The sequence below is a fragment of the Pseudomonas endophytica genome (genome assembly GCF_001411475.1).
Taxonomy (GTDB): Bacteria; Pseudomonadota; Gammaproteobacteria; order Pseudomonadales; family Pseudomonadaceae; genus Aquipseudomonas; species Aquipseudomonas endophytica.
The window spans coordinates 1-17,468 of record NZ_LLWH01000230.1 but is presented as its reverse complement, the minus strand read 5'-3'; the positions used below and the strand labels follow the sequence as shown (position 1 = coordinate 17,468).

At 55.0% G+C, this 17,468-nt stretch carries 15 protein-coding genes; 7 read left to right on the top strand and 8 right to left on the bottom strand.

The window, feature by feature from the left end; all coding sequences use genetic code 11:
* The coding region (locus AQS70_RS23715; protein ID WP_156355072.1) for an IS3 family transposase at positions 1-89 on the top strand (89 nt) is incomplete at its 5' end.
* Here AQS70_RS23715 and AQS70_RS21940 read toward each other — a convergent pair.
* The 3 genes from AQS70_RS21940 to cbpA form a co-directional block, all read right to left on the bottom strand.
* A complete protein-coding gene (locus AQS70_RS21940) occupies positions 82-4,233 on the bottom strand; it encodes a dermonecrotic toxin domain-containing protein (protein WP_055104837.1) in 4,152 nt (1,383 codons plus the stop codon). The two genes, AQS70_RS23715 and AQS70_RS21940, sit on opposite strands and share 8 nt — an antisense overlap.
* 530 nt (positions 4,234-4,763) lie before the next feature.
* A complete protein-coding gene (locus AQS70_RS21935; protein WP_055104836.1) occupies positions 4,764-5,069 on the bottom strand; it encodes a chaperone modulator CbpM in 306 nt (101 codons plus the stop codon).
* A 2-nt stretch (positions 5,070-5,071) separates the two neighbouring features.
* Complete coding sequence (gene cbpA, locus AQS70_RS21930) at positions 5,072-5,983, bottom strand: curved DNA-binding protein (protein WP_055104835.1); 912 nt, start codon at positions 5,981-5,983, stop codon at positions 5,072-5,074.
* 299 nt (positions 5,984-6,282) lie between these two features.
* On the opposite strand from cbpA, the gene AQS70_RS21925 reads away from it, so the two are divergent.
* On the top strand, positions 6,283-7,548 hold the full coding sequence (locus tag AQS70_RS21925; RefSeq protein WP_055104834.1) for an Hsp70 family protein: 1,266 nt from the start codon (positions 6,283-6,285) through the stop codon (positions 7,546-7,548).
* A 73-nt stretch (positions 7,549-7,621) separates the two neighbouring features.
* Here AQS70_RS21925 and AQS70_RS21920 read toward each other — a convergent pair whose 3' ends face one another.
* The gene (locus AQS70_RS21920; RefSeq protein WP_055104833.1) at positions 7,622-8,632 is read right to left on the bottom strand and encodes an AI-2E family transporter; all 1,011 of its coding nucleotides are present in this window, start codon (positions 8,630-8,632) and stop codon (positions 7,622-7,624) included.
* Between the two features lie 167 nt (positions 8,633-8,799).
* Complete coding sequence (locus AQS70_RS21915; RefSeq protein ID WP_055104832.1) at positions 8,800-9,087, bottom strand: PsiF family protein; 288 nt, start codon at positions 9,085-9,087, stop codon at positions 8,800-8,802.
* 167 nt (positions 9,088-9,254) lie between these two features.
* Here AQS70_RS21915 and AQS70_RS21910 point away from each other — a divergent pair, with 167 nt between their 5' ends.
* Both AQS70_RS21910 and AQS70_RS21905 read left to right on the top strand, forming a co-directional pair.
* Positions 9,255-10,148, top strand: coding sequence for a DMT family transporter (locus AQS70_RS21910; RefSeq protein ID WP_055104831.1), 894 nt, complete (start codon positions 9,255-9,257; stop codon positions 10,146-10,148).
* A gap of 86 nt (positions 10,149-10,234) precedes the next feature.
* On the top strand, positions 10,235-10,765 hold the full coding sequence (locus AQS70_RS21905) for a ferritin-like domain-containing protein (protein WP_055104830.1): 531 nt from the start codon (positions 10,235-10,237) through the stop codon (positions 10,763-10,765).
* Between the two features lie 169 nt (positions 10,766-10,934).
* Here AQS70_RS21905 and AQS70_RS21900 read toward each other — a convergent pair whose 3' ends face one another.
* From AQS70_RS21900 to AQS70_RS21890, 3 genes are all read right to left on the bottom strand, one after another.
* Entirely contained in the window at positions 10,935-12,224 is a 1,290-nt protein-coding gene (locus AQS70_RS21900) for an MFS transporter (protein ID WP_055104829.1), read from the bottom strand.
* Between the two features lie 36 nt (positions 12,225-12,260).
* Positions 12,261-13,406 carry a mandelate racemase/muconate lactonizing enzyme family protein gene (locus AQS70_RS21895; RefSeq protein WP_055104828.1) on the bottom strand — a complete coding sequence of 382 codons (1,146 nt, stop codon included), beginning with the start codon at positions 13,404-13,406 and terminating at the stop codon, positions 12,261-12,263.
* 281 nt (positions 13,407-13,687) lie between these two features.
* On the bottom strand, positions 13,688-15,754 hold the full coding sequence (locus AQS70_RS21890) for an AsmA family protein (protein WP_055104827.1): 2,067 nt from the start codon (positions 15,752-15,754) through the stop codon (positions 13,688-13,690).
* 305 nt (positions 15,755-16,059) lie between these two features.
* On the opposite strand from AQS70_RS21890, the gene AQS70_RS21885 reads away from it, so the two are divergent.
* From AQS70_RS21885 to AQS70_RS21875, 3 genes are all read left to right on the top strand, one after another.
* Positions 16,060-16,332 (top strand): hypothetical protein, encoded by a 273-nt coding sequence (locus AQS70_RS21885; RefSeq protein ID WP_055104826.1) that lies wholly within the window; start codon positions 16,060-16,062, stop codon positions 16,330-16,332.
* Between the two features lie 123 nt (positions 16,333-16,455).
* Complete coding sequence (locus AQS70_RS21880; RefSeq protein ID WP_055104825.1) at positions 16,456-17,088, top strand: TetR family transcriptional regulator; 633 nt, start codon at positions 16,456-16,458, stop codon at positions 17,086-17,088.
* Positions 17,089-17,249: 161 nt separating this feature from the next.
* The coding region (locus tag AQS70_RS21875; protein WP_420912362.1) for an urease accessory protein UreE at positions 17,250-17,468 on the top strand (219 nt) is incomplete at its 3' end.

Here is a 17,468-nt window from a genome sequence, read left to right as displayed (position 1 = left end):
ACTATTACAACCATCACCGCATCAAACTGACGCTCAACAACCTAAGCCCTGTGGAGTACAGGACCCGGGCTGCGCAGATTGCTAGCTAACCTGTCCAACTTTTGGGGGGCAGTCCATTTCATCTCTTACACGTAGATAACGCTCTTCCAGCAAGTGCCGCACGATCACTTCAACTTGATCCAAGCGGTATAAGCTGCGTGCCAGACGCAACAATTTGAGCTCGCTGCCCTCCTCCCCCACCGTGGCCTTGGCCTGGGCAACTAGGCTAATGATTTCCAGATCACTGAAAATCAACGCCAATCCGTCGCCACAGGTCGAGCCATGGTCAGCCCTGACAATCAGGTTTTCCCGCAGCTCAGTGTCTTCGCCCAACGCCAGCAGCAACGCGCCGATCTGTTCGGTCAGTGCTTCACGCGTGCTTTCATTCGCATAAGCCGGGGTGGCCGTCTGCCCCATGAGTACCCGGCGCAAGTCCTGAGTCCGCGGGTCTTGTTCCAGGGATCGCCAAATTTCACCTTTCTTTGCCGACACTGCCTCGGCCCCTCCCAAAAACCAGCTATAGCTCTTTGAGTCCGTCAAGTAACTGTGCCCCCGGACCGAGACATACCCCATGTTGATACCGGTACGCTCTGCATACTCATCCAGCCGTTGCTCACTGACGGGGGTGAGCGAATTATCATGCAAATACGTCACTGTATTCAGGTGCTCACTGGCATTGAAGACCGCATCCGGGATCTGCTGGATGCTGTTGTCACGCAGATCCAGATAAGCAATTTCATTCAATGCATGAACACCGAGCGGCCAGTGTTCACTCTGGGTACGTTGTAGATCGATATGACGTAATCGCTGCATGTGACTGACATCAATCGTCTGCCCTAACGCGTTGTGAGCCAGACTCAACTCTCTGAGGTCCGTCAGCCCGGCCAGCGTGTTAACCGTTTCCGGGGTTAGGGCAATTTCATTGTGACCAAGGTCAAGCTTTTGCAAGCCTTTGAGGTGAGCCAGCGCCCGCGGCAACGTGGTCAGTCGGTTCCTCTGCATAGACAACCAGCGCAAATCCGGGAAACTCTCCAGAAAACCTTCAGGCACCTCGGTCAAGGCCATGTCATCCATGATCAGCGCCGATATATGCCGAAAATCGCCTGGCAGCTTCGGCAAGTCTCCGATGGGCATGCCGCTCAGGTCCAGCACATAACGCCGGGGATCGGGCAAGTCTTGAGCGCGCAAGCCAACCTCGGCCACGTACTCATTTAAACCGCCCACTTCATCTTCAAGGCGGGTTTCGCGCCGCCAGGCACGGCTTATGGCATTACTCGCGGCCCGCTTGAGCGTGAGCGGCGGGACGTCACGCCGAGCCTCGATGGAATGCTCGGGCAGCGGCTGACTCACCCAACTGCGCAACGCGTCCTGAAGCGCTTCGTACTCCAGCTCTCGCCGGACAAGCTCCGCCTCTGGGTTCGCTTTAAATTTTTCCAGCGCAGCGAAGAACTCACGACATTGAGTGACGCTGTATCCCGGGTAGAGAGAGTGCACACGGCGGATCTGAAAAGCACTGCGGCCTTGTTCCTCGCCTCGACCATTCAACGGATAACCCAAGCGCCCGCTGGCAAGGCGCATCGGTGACTTGAACCAAGGTTTGATGGGCTGTAACCCCAGCGCACTGCGGGTTTCATCAAGATGATCGTTAGCGTATTGCACCAATTGATCACGCAAGAGCGGATCACTTTTCACAAGTTTCAAGGCCCGCTGAGCCTGCGACTCAGACAACGGTTTCCCGCTTTGAACTTTCAGCAGCAAAGGTTCTTGGCCTGCACTGACATAGTGTTTGCCCTGGGCTGTTTTCATAAACAACGCCCCCAGCAATCGAAGGCTTGAGGCCGAATCGTCCACCTCCAGATAAAACCCTTCCAAGGCCCGCGTCACCTTCAAAGCATGGCTGTACACACGCAACTCCTCGGCCAGACGTAACGGCACCTTCTTGAGGGTATTCAACGAACGGACCTCACTGACGCTGGCGTGTCCAAGTACCTCTCTGACAACGTTGGCAGGCAGCGCTGGGTTGTGTCGATGAAGAATGGCCATGGGGCCTTCGGCAAACACTTCGTTCGCTGTGTATCGCTCGCTGAACAAGGTCTTTTTTTGGGCCTCTTGCCATTGCACCGACTCAGTCGCGTGCAACCGGGTCACCTCCTGCTCAACTTCATTGGTCAGTTTCAAGCGCTTGAGGGTATCGATCACCAAGGCGGGCGGCGGTTCACGATTGGCATGACTCCAACGTAATGCACTCTCGTGCGAGACAACGGTGTTGAGCACTTGCTCGATTTGTAACTCACTTAATGCCTGCTTGTTGGGTGATGCGCGGTGTAATGACTCCACCTTGCCCCACTCACAGGCACGCTCTAGGTCCAGGAACCAGGCCCCATGGGCGTTGTGTTCAACAACGGGGGCGTAGGCATCTTGACGTTTGGGATGCTGTAAACGCCAGTGATGGCTGACCTCGTCGTATTTGATCTCGTACGGGGTGCCTTTGATGTGGATAAACGTGCGTTCATTGACGCGATAAATTCCGTCGCTATCAGGCTGGAGAGTCTCAGGTAACTTAACGTCATTGGTATAAGGGCCGAGATCGACTTTTATTAAGCGTGTCTCGCCTGCCTCGGTTTTAACCCGGCGCAGGGTCTCTATCAACGAGGGGTAAGCAATGTCGGGGTTGAATGAAGACCACTCTGTGGTTGCACGCGCCCCGACAGCCATCACTAACAGGTTTTGCGCAACCGACTCAAAGTGCTCAAGCGCCTGCTTGACATCACCATTGGACCAATCCTCAACCCCGGCATAGACCTGCGACAGCAATTGCACTGTCGTGACCAACAGCATAAAACGACCAATGCTCGGCACAAAAAAAGCGGCCAAGTTCAAAAAGGGCTGGGCGGCTTCAAAGAGGGCGCTTAATTGGCTGAGGTTGGAGGTGTCCTGTTCTTGAGTCGGCACTATCAAAAATCGCGCGCAACTCAATACCTGTTCAACACATTGCTTATATAACGCTAAACAAGGCCTATCGCCCGAGTCCACCAACTTAATCTGAAGGTCTGGATGGGCGCGCCAAGTGTCCACCTTAGTGAGCACAGCGGTTCGGCCTTTGACCAGCAGCGCATGGTTCAGCGCTTTGATAAACGCCGGTTGATAACGCTGCTCCACACGTTGACTTAATACCTCTTTGGGACCCGCTTCACGTAATCGCAACGCAAAAAGGTCGTTGAAGTGTTGAAGTGATGCGTACTCAACTAAGGGTTGCTCTTTGTCGTGCGGGTAATACACAACGCAAGGCTGACTGAATTCAGAACCCAATGACTTAGCCATGAACACCAAGACCCCATTTAAAGGGCAACCCACTCGTCCAACACCTTCACGGTTAACGTTGAGCATGGTCATGTGACAGACGCGAACGTCCTGAGAATTCCAGCGCGGTGCAGGATCGCCACTGACCCACTGCAACAGCATCTGATAGACGGCCGGACTGATAACCTGAGTCAAATAGGCTTGATGGGTCAATAACTCAAGTTGGCTGTTGGCATGCAAAGTAAAGTCCTGATAAACGCCATAGCCCGTAAGATCAGACACACGAGGGTTGATAAATTCAACAGGGTAAAAAATCGTTTTTAAATAGTCTTGATACTGCCGCCCCATATTAAGCGTGCGGCACAACTGTGCGAAATGTTGCGACTTTAAAAAAGTTCGTTGTTGACTACCACTGTTTTCAAGCACATAAGCCCCCCCGCTAAAATCATTCCTGACTTCTTCCAACGAAAAGTTCTGCATGGCAGCTTCTAATAAACTCACATGCGTGACTGACGTTATTGGGCGCCAATGCATCGGTAATACCACATCCAGCGGATCTTTGATCCCATCGTTTAGCATGCTTAGCGAAAAGCGCTGCACGTTCACAAAGACATTGCGCTCACTGTCTACCTGATTCCCCCACTTCGCGGAAAGTGCCTTGTCCAGCAAGCGCTTGGCAAATACCGTTGGGGCAGTGACCTTGGATAGATGAGCAGTGAGCTTTTCTTCAAGGCGGTGCGTTGCTATCAATAGTTGAAATATTTTACCTCGCTGCTCAGCATCCGCCTTTAATAACCAAGCCGGAATAGTCTGTTTCACTACCTCTGACGCCTCATCCATTTGCACTAATGCGTGTGGATGAGTATTCCCAGATATTGCTTGCTCTTTATTCATAAGAAACTCTTTTTAGTAGTAATCCCTCCAAAATCTAAACAGCTGTGGCCTGAGTTTAATAATTCAAAATAAAGCGCTTAATAGCGCCCTACCCATTGGTAACTTGCATGACAACACTGTTTATATACCACCCTGTAGCCGATACCGCAGGCTAAGGCTTCGACGGACTGAAGCGTATAACCGCATCGCTCAAAACGCCTTGAGAAGCGAAGCGCGCTCGCTGCAACTGGTTGATCCATTTTTTCTGGGCAGGGGTCGAAGAAGCGTACCCGTCAGGCATCCGCGCTCGTGTTTTCTTGAGTGCTGCACGTTGCTCAGGCTTGGCTTCAATCAACCATTGAGCAAGCTTGCTTTTAATGAAGTCGTAATGACCTGCGGGCTCAAGGTGTATCTATGTATTACCTGTAAAAACAGGAAAACTGCATTTAAATAGCTGGCGAAACAGCTGTGGCGCTATCGAGGCACGCAGGCTGCGATCTTTTAAAGACCAATAGATCGCAGCCTTCGCCAGTGCCGACAGGGGTTGATCATTACTGCGCCACAAATCGGCCTAACTGCTGCTTCAAACGGCGGTTTTCAGACCGCAGTTGCTGCACTTCTTCCAGAAGCTCCAGCGCCAGAGCGACGCCTTCCCACTCCATCTCTAGATCGCGATGCAGCTTGGCTGCACGTTTTGCCACGACCAGTTCATAGTCTTCAAAACGCCACACGTCCGGCGTGCGGCCCTGAGGTTCGATAATTCCGTGTTCGACAATCGCCATCACGAAAGTGGCCGGGATATTGGCCTCTTCGCAGAACCTTTCCATGTCCAGCTGAACGATCAGGGTGCTGCTCATGATCAATTACTCCATTGGGCTCTCGGGTCGAATGCTGCTTGATCGGCGAGTTGTTGCCACAGGGCTTTTGCGGCTTCGTCGATCTCTTTTGGCATGACCACTTTCAATTGGGCATACAAATCGCCACGCTGACCTTTCTTGTCCGCCAGACCGTGGCCTTTAATTCGCATACGTTGACCGTTCTGGCTGTCCGGGCGAATCGTCAGGTTCAGTTTGCTGGTCAAGGTCGGGACGGCCACCTTGGTGCCCAGTGCGGCTTCCCACGGTGCCACAGGCACGGTGATGACCAGGTCGTGACCTTCCACGTCGAACTTGGGATGCGGCGCAAAACGAATGATCAGGTATAGATCACCATTGGCCCCGCCGCCCATGCCCGGACCACCCTGACCTTTAAGGCGAATACGCTCGCCGTCGGTCACCCCAGCAGGGATTTTCACGTTCAGGGTTTTATTAACGCCGCCAATCTGGAAGCTTATCGGCTTGGATTCGCCGGACAGGGTTTCTTCAAGGAAAATCGGCAGTTCCATTTCCACATCTTGCCCTCGACGGCCCGCACTGCGACCCGATTGACCACCAAAGCCGCCGCCGCGCGAGCCGAAGATCGAGCTGAAGAAGTCTGAAAAGTCGCCCTGGTCCTCGAAACCACCACTCGAGTGGCCCTGCCAACCTGGCGGCCCTTGGAACGGTTGACCATGCTGGCCGTATTTACGCATTTCATCGTATTCGGCACGTTTATCGGCGCTTTTCAGCGCTTCATACGCTTCGTTGACGTCCTTGAATTTCTCCTCGGCGTCTTTTTCCTTACTCACATCCGGGTGGTATTTGCGCGCCAGCTTGCGATAAGCGGTTTTGATCGCCTTATCGTCAGCGGTGGGCTCGACACCCAGAATCTTGTAATAGTCTTTGAAGTCCATGTAAGGATCACCATCCGTTATCAATATCGCGCAGCGGGCACCCCAGAATGCTCTGGAGACTCAGCCTGGTGATTGAACGATCTCAATCATGTGACTGAACAGCGCTACAAAAGTTTATCGGTAGCCTACGGGCTTCGCTGAGTCGCCTCACAACCACCAAGCCAATGCCTGAGAGTTTGGGGGTGAAGGATAGTCTTTCAAGTGGATTAAAACCTGCGAATTAAAGATTCATCGCACTTCGATTCTCTGAGCGTCTGACATACACTGCGCGGCCGTTTTTTAACCGGAACTCGAAAGACATGAAAAGCGCCTCTCCAGCCCGTGCCTGCGGCATCGACTTCGGCACCTCCAACTCCACTGTCGGCTGGCTGCGTCCAGGCGTGGACACCCTCATTGCGCTGGAAGACGACAAAATCACCCTGCCCTCGGTGGTGTTCTTCAATATGGAAGAACGCCGCCCGGTGTATGGCCGGCTGGCGCTGCACGAGTACTTGGAAGGCTACGAAGGCCGCCTGATGCGCTCGCTCAAGAGCCTGTTGGGTTCCAAACTGATCAAACACGACACCAGCGTTCTGGGCACGGCTATGCCGTTCAAAGACCTGCTGGGATTGTTTATCGGCCAGCTTAAAAAACGCGCCGAAGCAACCGCCGGTCGTGAGTTTGAAGAGGTGGTGCTGGGTCGCCCGGTGTACTTCGTCGATGAAGACCCGCTGGCTGACCAAGAAGCCGAAAACACTCTGGCCGACGTGGCCCGCGCCATCGGTTTCAAGGAAGTCTCCTTCCAGTACGAACCGATTGCCGCGGCTTTCGACTACGAGTCGACCATCGAGCGCGAAGAACTGGTGCTGATTGTCGACATCGGCGGTGGTACATCTGACTTCTCGCTGGTGCGCCTGTCCCCGGAACGTCGCGGCCTGGACAACCGCCAAGACGACATCCTGGCCACCGGCGGTGTGCACGTAGGCGGAACCGACTTCGACAAGCAATTAAGCCTGCAAGGCGTAATGCCATTGTTTGGCTATGGAAGCCGCATGAAAAGCGGCGCCTACATGCCCACCAGCCACCATATGAACCTGGCAACCTGGCATACCATCAACTCGGTGTACTCGCAAAAATCCCAGCTTGCGCTGGGCAGCATGCGCTACGACATCGAAGACACCGGCGGCATCGACCGCCTGTTCAAGTTGATCGAACAGCGCGCCGGTCACTGGTTAGCCATGGAAATCGAAGAAACCAAAATCGAACTGACCCACAACCAGAGCCGCCACCTACCGCTGGACCGAATCGAAGCGGGCCTTGAGGTTGATTTGAGCCGTGCCTTGTTCGAAGCCTCGATCGACAACCAACTGGAGCGCATTCGCAACAGCGTGACACACCTGCTGGCCAATGCGGGCGTGAGTGTCGAGCAGGTGAACACCGTGTTCTTCACTGGCGGCTCGAGCGGCATTCCAGCGTTGCGCCAGAGCGTCTCGGCCATGCTGCCTAATGCACAGCATGTTGAAGGCAACATTTTCGGCAGCATCGGCAGTGGTTTGGCGATTGAAGCTAAAAAGCGCTATGGCTGATTGAATAGTCTTGTGGGCGCGAGCTTTTTGAAGATCAAAAGATCGCGAGCAAGCTCGCTCCTACAAGCTGTGTTTAGACCAGTTCTAACTGTTTCAGCTCGCTTTTCAAATACGCGTAATAAATCGGCCCCGCCACGACGCCCGGCAGGCCGAAAGCGGCTTCAAATATCAGCATCGCCAACAACAATTCCCACGACTTAGCACTGATTTGCCCGCCCACGATTTTGGCGTTCAAAAAGTATTCCAGCTTGTGGATCACGATCAGGTACGCCAACGCGCCAATCGCCACCCAGATCGACAGCGACAAGCCAACGATGGTGATCAAGGTGTTGGAGATCAAATTGCCAATTACCGGCAACAGCCCCAGCAGGAAGGTCAGTACGATCAGGGTTTTGGTCAGCGGCAGGTGGACGCCAAACATCGGCAAAACCACAGCCAAAAATATCCCGGTGAACGCTGTATTGAGCAACGCGATTTTGATCTGGGCAAAGACAATGTTGCGAAACGCCTGCACCAGCAGGTGCAAACGGGCGAACAGGGCCGCAGATAGAGGCTTGCGGCGGCTGATATCCGGGATACGGTGCAACGCAATAATGGCGCCCAGCACCATGCCAATCAGCAGGGTCACGAACATGTGCGCAGCATCTTTGCCCACCAGTTGCAGTTCGCTCAGATGCTTGCTCATCCACTCACCAATGGCGACCCGGAACTCGCCAGCGCTGGCGGGCAAATAGCTGTCCAGAAACGGCGGTAACTGCCCGCGTGCCCGATCAACCACCGCCATAAACTTGTTCAATGAGGCGCCGGGGTTTTCTGCTTCATGCAACAGAAAGCTGATGGCGCCCGCAAAGATCAACGCCAAAAGGCTCACCACTAAGGTGCCCAGTAAGGCCACGGCTAACCAACGCGCCCGCCGCCCGGCAATCAGGCGTTGCAGTTGCGGGGTGAGCATATTGACCAGCTCATACACCAGTAAGCCCGCGAGCAGACTGGGTAACAGACGCAACGGAAAGACCAGTAACAAGCTGATAGCTATGATGAGGTAGCTGGCTAGAACAATGTGACGCTGAGAAAACGATGGCATACAGCCTCAAAACAAGCAGCGCAAAGGATGGGCAGTCTGCCAGCCTTCGGCTTGGATCACTACAAAATGTGACTGACGGATGACATGTCACGCTGTAGGAGCTACCGAAGGCTGCGATCTTATGATCGTTAAAAAATCGCAGCCTTTGGCAGCGCCTACAGGTTGGTTTACTTCTTCAGGCACTCACTCATAAAGGCTTTGCGGGCATCGCCCTTCAACGCTTGAGTCGTCGCGGTAGCGTTACAGCTTTTCATCCGCTCTTGAGGCGTCATGGCCGCTGCGGGCGTGGCTTTGAGGCAACTACTCATGAACGCTTTACGCGCATCGCCTTTAAGGGCTTTAGCGCTGGCGTCAGCGTTACAACGGGTCATTTTGTTTTGTTGAGCCGTGTCGGCAAAACTGTGTGAGCACAGTAGTAAACCCATTAGAAGCAGAGGTACACGCAGCATTTTCATGGAGTTTTCTCCTTATGGTCGCAACGAGTGGCAGCGACGTTTTCATAGTGTAGACAAACTCTGTTACAGCACCGCGGGTGGGCACAGACTAATAACCTAGATCGCCTATATAGGTTGAAGCCAGATAGGCAGATAATCCGCGCTCATAAATCGTATGGTCGCCTCTGATGCAATACGCTTTTCCCCTGCTGGCCGTTTTAATCTGGGCTGGTAACACCGTCGTCAACAAAATGGCCGTTGGGGTGATCTTTCCGACTGAGATTGGCTTTTATCGCTGGCTATTGGCGGGCCTGCTATTTACCCCGTTTATGTTTAAACCCGTGATCGCCAATTGGTCTGTGATCCGCCCCCACGTGGGCAAAATTTTTATTCTAGGCGTGCTTGGCATGGCTTTTTTCCAAAGCCTGATGTATTTCGCGGCAACGCTCACCTCGGCCACCAACATGGGCATTATTTTGTCGCTGATGCCGATGATGGTGCTGAGCATGTCGATCATCAGCTTGGGGCAACGCCTGACCAGTGGGGCACTGTTTGGCGCGATTCTGTCGTTTATCGGGGTGCTGGTGGTGGTGTCGAGCGGCAGCTTGAGCGGCCTGCTTACCCACGGCCTGAACCTGGGCGACACGATGATGCTGGTCGCCACCCTCGCCTATGCGTTGTACAGCACATTGCTGAAGAAATGGCAATTACCTCTGCCTCCGTCGCAGATGCTCTACCTGCAAGTACTGGTGGCCATTGTGGTGTTGTTTCCGCTGTACGTGCTGTCGCCCAAAGTCGGGCTAAGCGTGCACAACATCGGCTTGGTGCTATACGCCTGCGTACTGGCCTCGATGATTGCGCCGCTGGTGTGGATGAAAGCCGTGGCGGTGCTCGGCCCAAGCCGCACGTCATTGTTCTTTAATTTGCTGCCAGTGATCACTGCGCTGATTGCGGCTGTCACCCTCAAAGAGCACCTGCACACCTACCACCTGATTGGCGGCACGATGACGTTGGCGGGGGTGATCTTGTCTGAACGCTGGACCACGCCACTGCGAAAATCCAAGCCCGCTGAAAATAGATAAAACTTTCTCGGCGCGCTGAACTCACAACTAACGAACCGACCTCGCCGATAGAGCGAAGCGGACACCGGATTAGTGAGGAGAAAGAAATGACCGAGAACCATCTAAGCGATATCAACACCCTGCGCGAGCGCGCTCGTAAAAATGTCGAAGACGGCGCCGTCACCGAAGGCTACAGCGCCGACCGCGAAGAAATCCTGCGGTTGCTCAACGAATCATTGGCCACTGAGCTGGTCTGCGTTTTGCGCTACAAGCGCCATTACTTCATGGCCAATGGGCTCAAAGCCAGCGTCGCTGCCGATGAGTTTCTGGAGCACGCCACCCAAGAAATGGAACATGCCGACAAACTGGCAGAGCGCATTGTGCAATTGGGTGGCGAACCTGAGTTCAACCCCGACCTGTTGTCGAAAAACGCTCATGCACAGTACGTCGCGGGCAAAACCCTGAAAGAAATGGTCTACGAAGATTTGGTGGCCGAGCGGATCGCGGTAGACAGCTATCGCGAGATCATCCAGTACATCGGAGACAAAGACCCGACTACACGTCGGATCTTCGAAGATATCTTGGCGCAAGAGGAAGAACACGCCGACGACATGGCGGATATTCTGCAAGACCTGTAAAGCTCTATCGCGATCAAAGCCCTTTTCCCTCTGTAAACCTCTTCTAGAGCGTGAGGGGAGCGCCCGAGCTGTGTTAGCCAGTGGGTTGCCGCAACGTTAAGGTGTTGCGGCGAAACGCGTACTGGCTTTACATCGGGCGCTGAGGCCCGCCTGCCAAGGCAATTAGGGGTTAACGAACACCTGCAGTCGCGCCATTTACGTCATGCGCCTTACGCTGCCCTTTGACCATCAACACCACCACCAGCATGCCCAACCCGCACACAGCTGCCGAAATCACAAACGCCACGTTGTAACCGCCGCCGTATTGCACGACTAGGCCGGTCAGCGACGGTGCGATGATGCCTGCCAGGTTGGCCAACAAATGCACGAAGCCACCGGTGCCGCCGACGCGGTTTTTCGGAACGATGTCCTGAATCAGCGACCAGCAGATCTGCGGGGTCACGAACAGGAATACGCTGGCCAGCGTGATGCAAGCAACCGCCATACCCATTGATGACACTTGGGTGGTGATCAGTACGCACGCGGCGGCAACGCCCAAACCGATGGTGAGCATAATTTTGCGGGCGCGGATCACATCGCCTAATTTTTTCACCAGCAGGTCGGTCAGCAAGCCGCCACCCAAGAAGCCCAGCGCGGCCCCCAGCCATGGAATAACACCGATGATGCTCATGCTTTTAATGTCGAGGTGCTGATAGTCCATGAGGTAGCTCGGCAGCCATGTCAGGAAAAAGTAGAGCACGTAGTTAAAACAGAAGAACGCGGTGGCCACCGCCAGTACCGGCGCGCTAAAGATATAGCTGGTCAGGCTGTTGCCGTCTTCGACGCGCTCAACCAAGACTTCTTCACGGCTCGCACGGATCATCTCGCGCTCTTGCGGCGACACTTTTGGATGTTCGTCAGGCGTGTCTTTGAAGATCAACAGCCAAGCGGCCAACCACACCGCCCCCAGTATGGCGATCACCACAAATGACACACGCCAGCCGTAATTGAACGCCACCAAGCCCACCACCGGCCCCGCCAGCGCCGCGCCGAGGGGTTGCCCGCAGTTGGTCAGGCCCAAAGCGCGACCGGCCTCTTCGCGAGGGAACCAGTTGGTGATGGATTTGTTAGTGGTGGTGCCCATCGGCCCTTCGCCCATGCCAAACAGCACGCGGAACACCAACAGTTGCATGTAACTGGTGATCACAGCGGTCAGGCCACAGAAAATCGACCATGAACCCGCCGCCCACGCGAAAACTTTTTTCGGGCCGTATTTATCGGCCGCCCAGCCACCAATGAAACACAGGGCGCAGTAGCCAATGAAGAACGCACTGAACATGAAGCCCATTTGCGCATCATCAATGTGCAGTTCAGTTTTGAGTAGCGGTGCCACGACCGAGAGCGCGGCGCGATCAAGGTAGTTGAGCATCCCGGCAAAGAACAATAAGCCTGCGATGTACCAGCGATAGTTGCCTTTCATTTTTATAGGGCCTTTCTTATAGAGTGAGTCGCGTCATCAGTTCTGGGCTATCAAGACTCGCTCGACGCAGTAGTCTTCAATCACTTGCAGATCGGGCGCGAAACCCAAACCGGTGACCGTCGGCAATTGCATCGTTGGTTTGAAGGCCAATGCGGGATACAGCAGGCGCTCAAACTCAATAAACGGGACCTCTACCGCCACATCGGCTGGGAGCAAGGTGCACAAGTGCGCAACCGCCAACAGACCCGGGCCAAAGTAGAAACAATGCGGGACGACCTTCACCCCATGCTGCTTGGCGAGGTCAAACACCTGCAGCATGGCGCTGATACCGCCGACTTTGGCGACACTGGGCTGGATCACGTCCACGGCTTGGTTTTCTAGCAGTGACTTGATGCCCTGCACCCCGGCCGCGTTCTCACCGGCAGAGAGCGGAACACCTTCGCGGCGGACCCGTGCCAAGCCCGCCACATCGTCGGGTGGCCATACCGGCTCTTCTAGCCACGTCAGCTCAAGGTTGCTCAAACGTCGCGCCACGTCCTGCGCTTCGGCCACCGACCAAGGGCAGTTCACGTCCACCATGAGCTCGCCCGCAGACACCGGCAGTGCGGCGCGAGCAGCGGCGATGGCGTCCACCGCCGTTTCATGAAGTTTTACTTTGCGAAAGCCCAAGGCGCGGGCGCGGCTGACTTGACGATGAACCTCTTCGGGGTCGTTGCCATAACTCACGAGGCTGGCGTACAGCTCCAGCGTGCGGGCCGTACCGCCGAGCAGTTCGTACAAAGGCACATCGGCGGCCTGGGCGGCTAAATCCCAGAGGGCAATCTCGACACCCGATAGCGCATAGATCATTGGCCCGGTAGAACCAAAGCCATGGATTGCGCGGCGTACGCGCTCAAGCGTCTGTTCGCGATCGCCTACCCGTGTGCCGATAAACATCGGCCCCACGACATCGGACAACGCTTTGAGCGTCACCGGGTTCGAGCCATGGCCAAATGACTCACCCCAACCGACATGTCCGGTGTCGGTGGTGACTTTAAGCATCAAGCTTTCCATGCGCTTATGGGTTGGCGAAGCGGCGTTGAACGCATCGTCATCCTTGGCCAGCCCAAGATTTTTCCGTGTTTCAGCACCCGCAGAAAACGGAACGCTGATACGGATGACTTCGATACTGCAAATGATCACAGGTCGATCTCTCTAAGCTTTTATTGGATTTATAATTTCGTTAGTGCACAGGTACGTTATCGTACAACAGCAAATGCGGCTATAAGATTTTGTTACAAATTTGGATAATCACAGGGAAACCCAACCTAGCGATGCAACTGCCTTCGGCTGCGATCTGTTAAAAAGACCTTGCCGCGTGCCGCCATAAGCCCTGTAGGAGCTGCCGAGGAACGAAGGCTGCGATCTGTTAAAGATCAAAAGATCGCGAGCCAGCTCGCTCCTACAAGCGCAGGTAAAGCGGTTTATTTCACGGTTTTTGGGACTTTGCCTTGCTGCATTTGTTGCAGCAACGGTGCGCATTGATTCGGCACATCACCGCTTGGCGCAATCAGTGCCAGCAAACCGGCCGCCGGGCCTGCAATCACGCCCAACGCCACCATGCCTGCACCCCGTAATAACAACGGCACCGCCTCTACACCCGCATCAGGGTGGGCAAAGGTGCCACGCACATACAACGGCGACCGCAACGAGAACACACGAAAGCCTTTGGACTCTGGGGTGATTTTTAGGTCCAGCCTCTCAGTGGCGAGATTGGCCGAGCCGTCGATGTAGATGATTGCGTTCTGGGTGTCGAACACAAACAACCGGGTGCTGGCCAAGCCATTTTTAATCCCGAAATCAGCCGCCGCACAGTTGATCTTCACCTCTTGGTCGCCAAAAATTTTGCCGACCACATAGTTACCCACGTTCAACCCGGCAATTTCCATCAGGCTGCGGCTGATTGCACCGTCATTGATGATCATCTTCAAGTTGCCGTTAGACGTCCCCAACAGTTGGGCTACCGAATTACCGGTGCCCGCAATCGAAGCATCGCCATTGAGTTCACCAAAACTGGTTTTCATCGGCTCAAAGGTCGGGAACAGCTGCTTGAGTTTGAAGTTACGCGCCGTCAGTTTTGCCCGCCCCTGCATCGGTGTGTCACGGCCATTGAGGTTGATTTGCGCATCCAGCTTGCCCCCGGCCACCCCAAATCGCAGCGGCTCAAGGTTCAGTACGCCGTCCTTGAGCACCACATGGGTGTAGAGGTCGGTGAAAGGCAACTCGGCACTCTGGACAATCCGCTTGCCCGTGAACTCGACATCGGCGTCCATGTCGCGCCAGCGTTCGGTGCGGAACTCCTCAACCGGCAGCACTTTGTCTGTCGGCTGTTTGCTCTGGCTGCCACGCGCCTTTTGTTCGGCAGTGGAGTCCGCTCCAATTAACGGCGCTAGATCAACCATCAGCAGTTGGTTGGACACCAGCTTGCCGGTCAGTTTGGGCCGCGGCTTGCTCGCCACAAAGCTCATGCTGCCGTGAATGTCGCTTTTGCCAATCTTGCCGTTGAAGTCTTCGTAGGTGAACGTTGCGCCGTTGGCCTCACGCAGCTTGGCGCTCAGATGGCCGTCGGTTGAATAAGGCGGCGAGTCGGGCAAGGTCACACCGGTGAGCGGGTACAAATTACTCAAACTGCTGCCGGACAGCTTCAAGCGTAGATCCAGCGCCCCCAAGTCCAACGGGTCGGTCAGGGTTCCGGCCAGCGCCACCTTGGTATCGGCAATGCTCACTTGTGCTTGCAGCGGAAACGGCTGGCTCGGGTCACGCAGTGCCAACAGGCCGCCAATTTTGCCGGTGCCGTGCAGTTTCTGGCCGTGGTATTCGCCATTGACCTTCAGGGCGAAGGCATAGTCTTGCGGCACTGTGCCCTTATCTTGTGCCTTTTTCGCCTCTTTTTCGCCGACGATAGCGCTAAATGGAATCGGTTTGCCCAGTGAATCAATCAGCACATCGAGACGGGTTTTCAGGGTTTGGTCATTCAGTTTCACTTGGCCCTTATCGAAACCAATCGCGCCAATATCGACCTTCCAGTTAGAAGGCTCGGCGTCAGGGTCAGCGGCGTCAAAGGTGAACGTCCAGTTGGCCCGGCCATCGGCCAAACGCTCAAGATTGGCTTTGGGTTCGGTCAGGTCAATACGCGGGATGGCCACGGTCTGGCTCAGCAGCGCCAGCGGTGAGAGCCGCAATTGCACCTGTTTGAGGCTGGCCATTTCAGGCGCTTTAAGCCAGTCGGGGTTGCCCAAGGTTAAGTCTTCAGCAATCACGTGCGGCCACGGCACCCATGCGCGCCAGCCGCCTTCATCTTCTTCACGCAGCCAATGCACAGCCAAATTACCGTTGATCGCAAACGGACGATGCAGCGCCTCGGACACTTTGCTGTTGATGGTGGGCTTGAGACGGTTCCAGTCGAAGGTCGAAATGATCACCACCAACACGACCACCAGCAGGACAAAAATACCGCCTATCCAAGCAAAGGTTTTACGGGTGCGCGTCATGGTGTGGCTCCTTAAATAAAGACTGAACGTCCTGGTGACGATGTAGGTAGGACTGACAAAGGCGGCCCAAGGTTTAAAAACACAATGATTTTCGTAGCAAAAAGCCCCGGCGCCTCTACAACGGCGGCTGCATGCTCGTGTTTAGCGTACCTATCAGTGCCCTACAAGCCATAGGCTAGAGCCTTTGCCACTGATATATCAATGACGTCGATTATCACCATTGGCCGTATGAACTTTGAAATCAGCTATCCAAGCGTAGCATTGCCTCCATCACTACTGAGTTGCACTGCTACGGAGCACACCCCATGAAACGCCCTGCCCTATTTAGCCTTTCCCTTTCACTGCTGGCGTTCAACGCCTTCGCCATGCCCGCGGCTGAAGAGCCAACGCCAATGCGCCAACCCGCGACCAGCACCTTGAGCCAGCCGCTTGACCCTGTTGCCGAAGACGGCGCACAACGTACCCTCAATCAGCAAAATCGCGTGGCCGAAGACGGCTACGAACGCACTAAGAGCAGTACCTTTGTGGCCGAAGGCGGTGCAGATCGTCTGGCCGAGCGCAATCAACGTGCGAGCTGATGCACTGCGTGTAGTCGCTGCCGCCCGCCTGCGGCTGCACAGGATTGTCCGTTTACACTGTTCGACGCCATCAAAGCCGATTTGCTAGAGTGCCCCGCTGTACTTTTTGGAACATCCGCCCCAATGCTGCCTCGCGCCGAACAGAAACAACAAACTCGCCTAGCGCTGATGGATGCTGCCCGCCACTTGATGGAATCAGGTCGCGGCTTTGGCAGCTTGAGCCTGCGAGAAGTCGCTAAAACCGCAGGCATCGTGCCCACCGGCTTTTATCGCCACTTCAGTGATATGGACCAACTCGGCTTGGCGCTGGTCAGTGAGGTGGGTCAGACCTTTCGCGAAACCATTCGCTTGGTGCGTCATAACGAGCTGTTTGTGGGCGGCGTGATCAACGCGTCGGTGCGTATCTTTCTCGACGTGGTAGAAGCCAATCGCTCACAGTTTTTGTTTCTGGCCCGCGAACAGTACGGCGGCTCACAGCCTGTTCGCCAAGCCATTGGCGCGTTACGCGAAGACATTACCTCGGACTTGGCAACCGACTTGGGCTCCAAACCCAAGCTCCGGCATTTGAACCATGCCGCGCTGACCGTCATTGCTGACCTGGTGGTCAAAAGCGTGTTCGCCGCCCTGCCGGATATCATCGACCCACCAGCCGAGGCGCTGCCTGATTACTTGCAACCGCAAGCCAAAATCAGCCAGCAGTTGCGCTTTATCTTCATCGGCCTCAAGCATTGGCAGGGCTTGGGCAGCACGGAATAACCCCGCCCGCACTTAATTGGTGCGAACGCATCGCTGCTTCGCACTTATTTAGAACATCTTCATCTTTCTGCACCGTGATTGGGCCTAACGTTTGCCGCCTGCCCTAGGTTGGCAAGCACCTTGCTGTGCCTGTCTCATTGTTCATTGCAGGAAGCCTCCCGATGCTGGTCATTCATCGCAAAGTCGACACCCACCCCGTGTGGAGCGCCGAGCTACACCTGAATTTTGAGGCCCGCAGCAAAAGTCGTCTGCGTTGCTTTAGCCGTGAAGGCGAAGACGTGGGTCTGTTTCTTGAGCGCGGCCAACCCCCGTTGCGCGATGGTGAGTTTCTTCAAGCCCAAGACGGACGCATCGTACGTGTGTGCGCCAGCCCCGAAAAA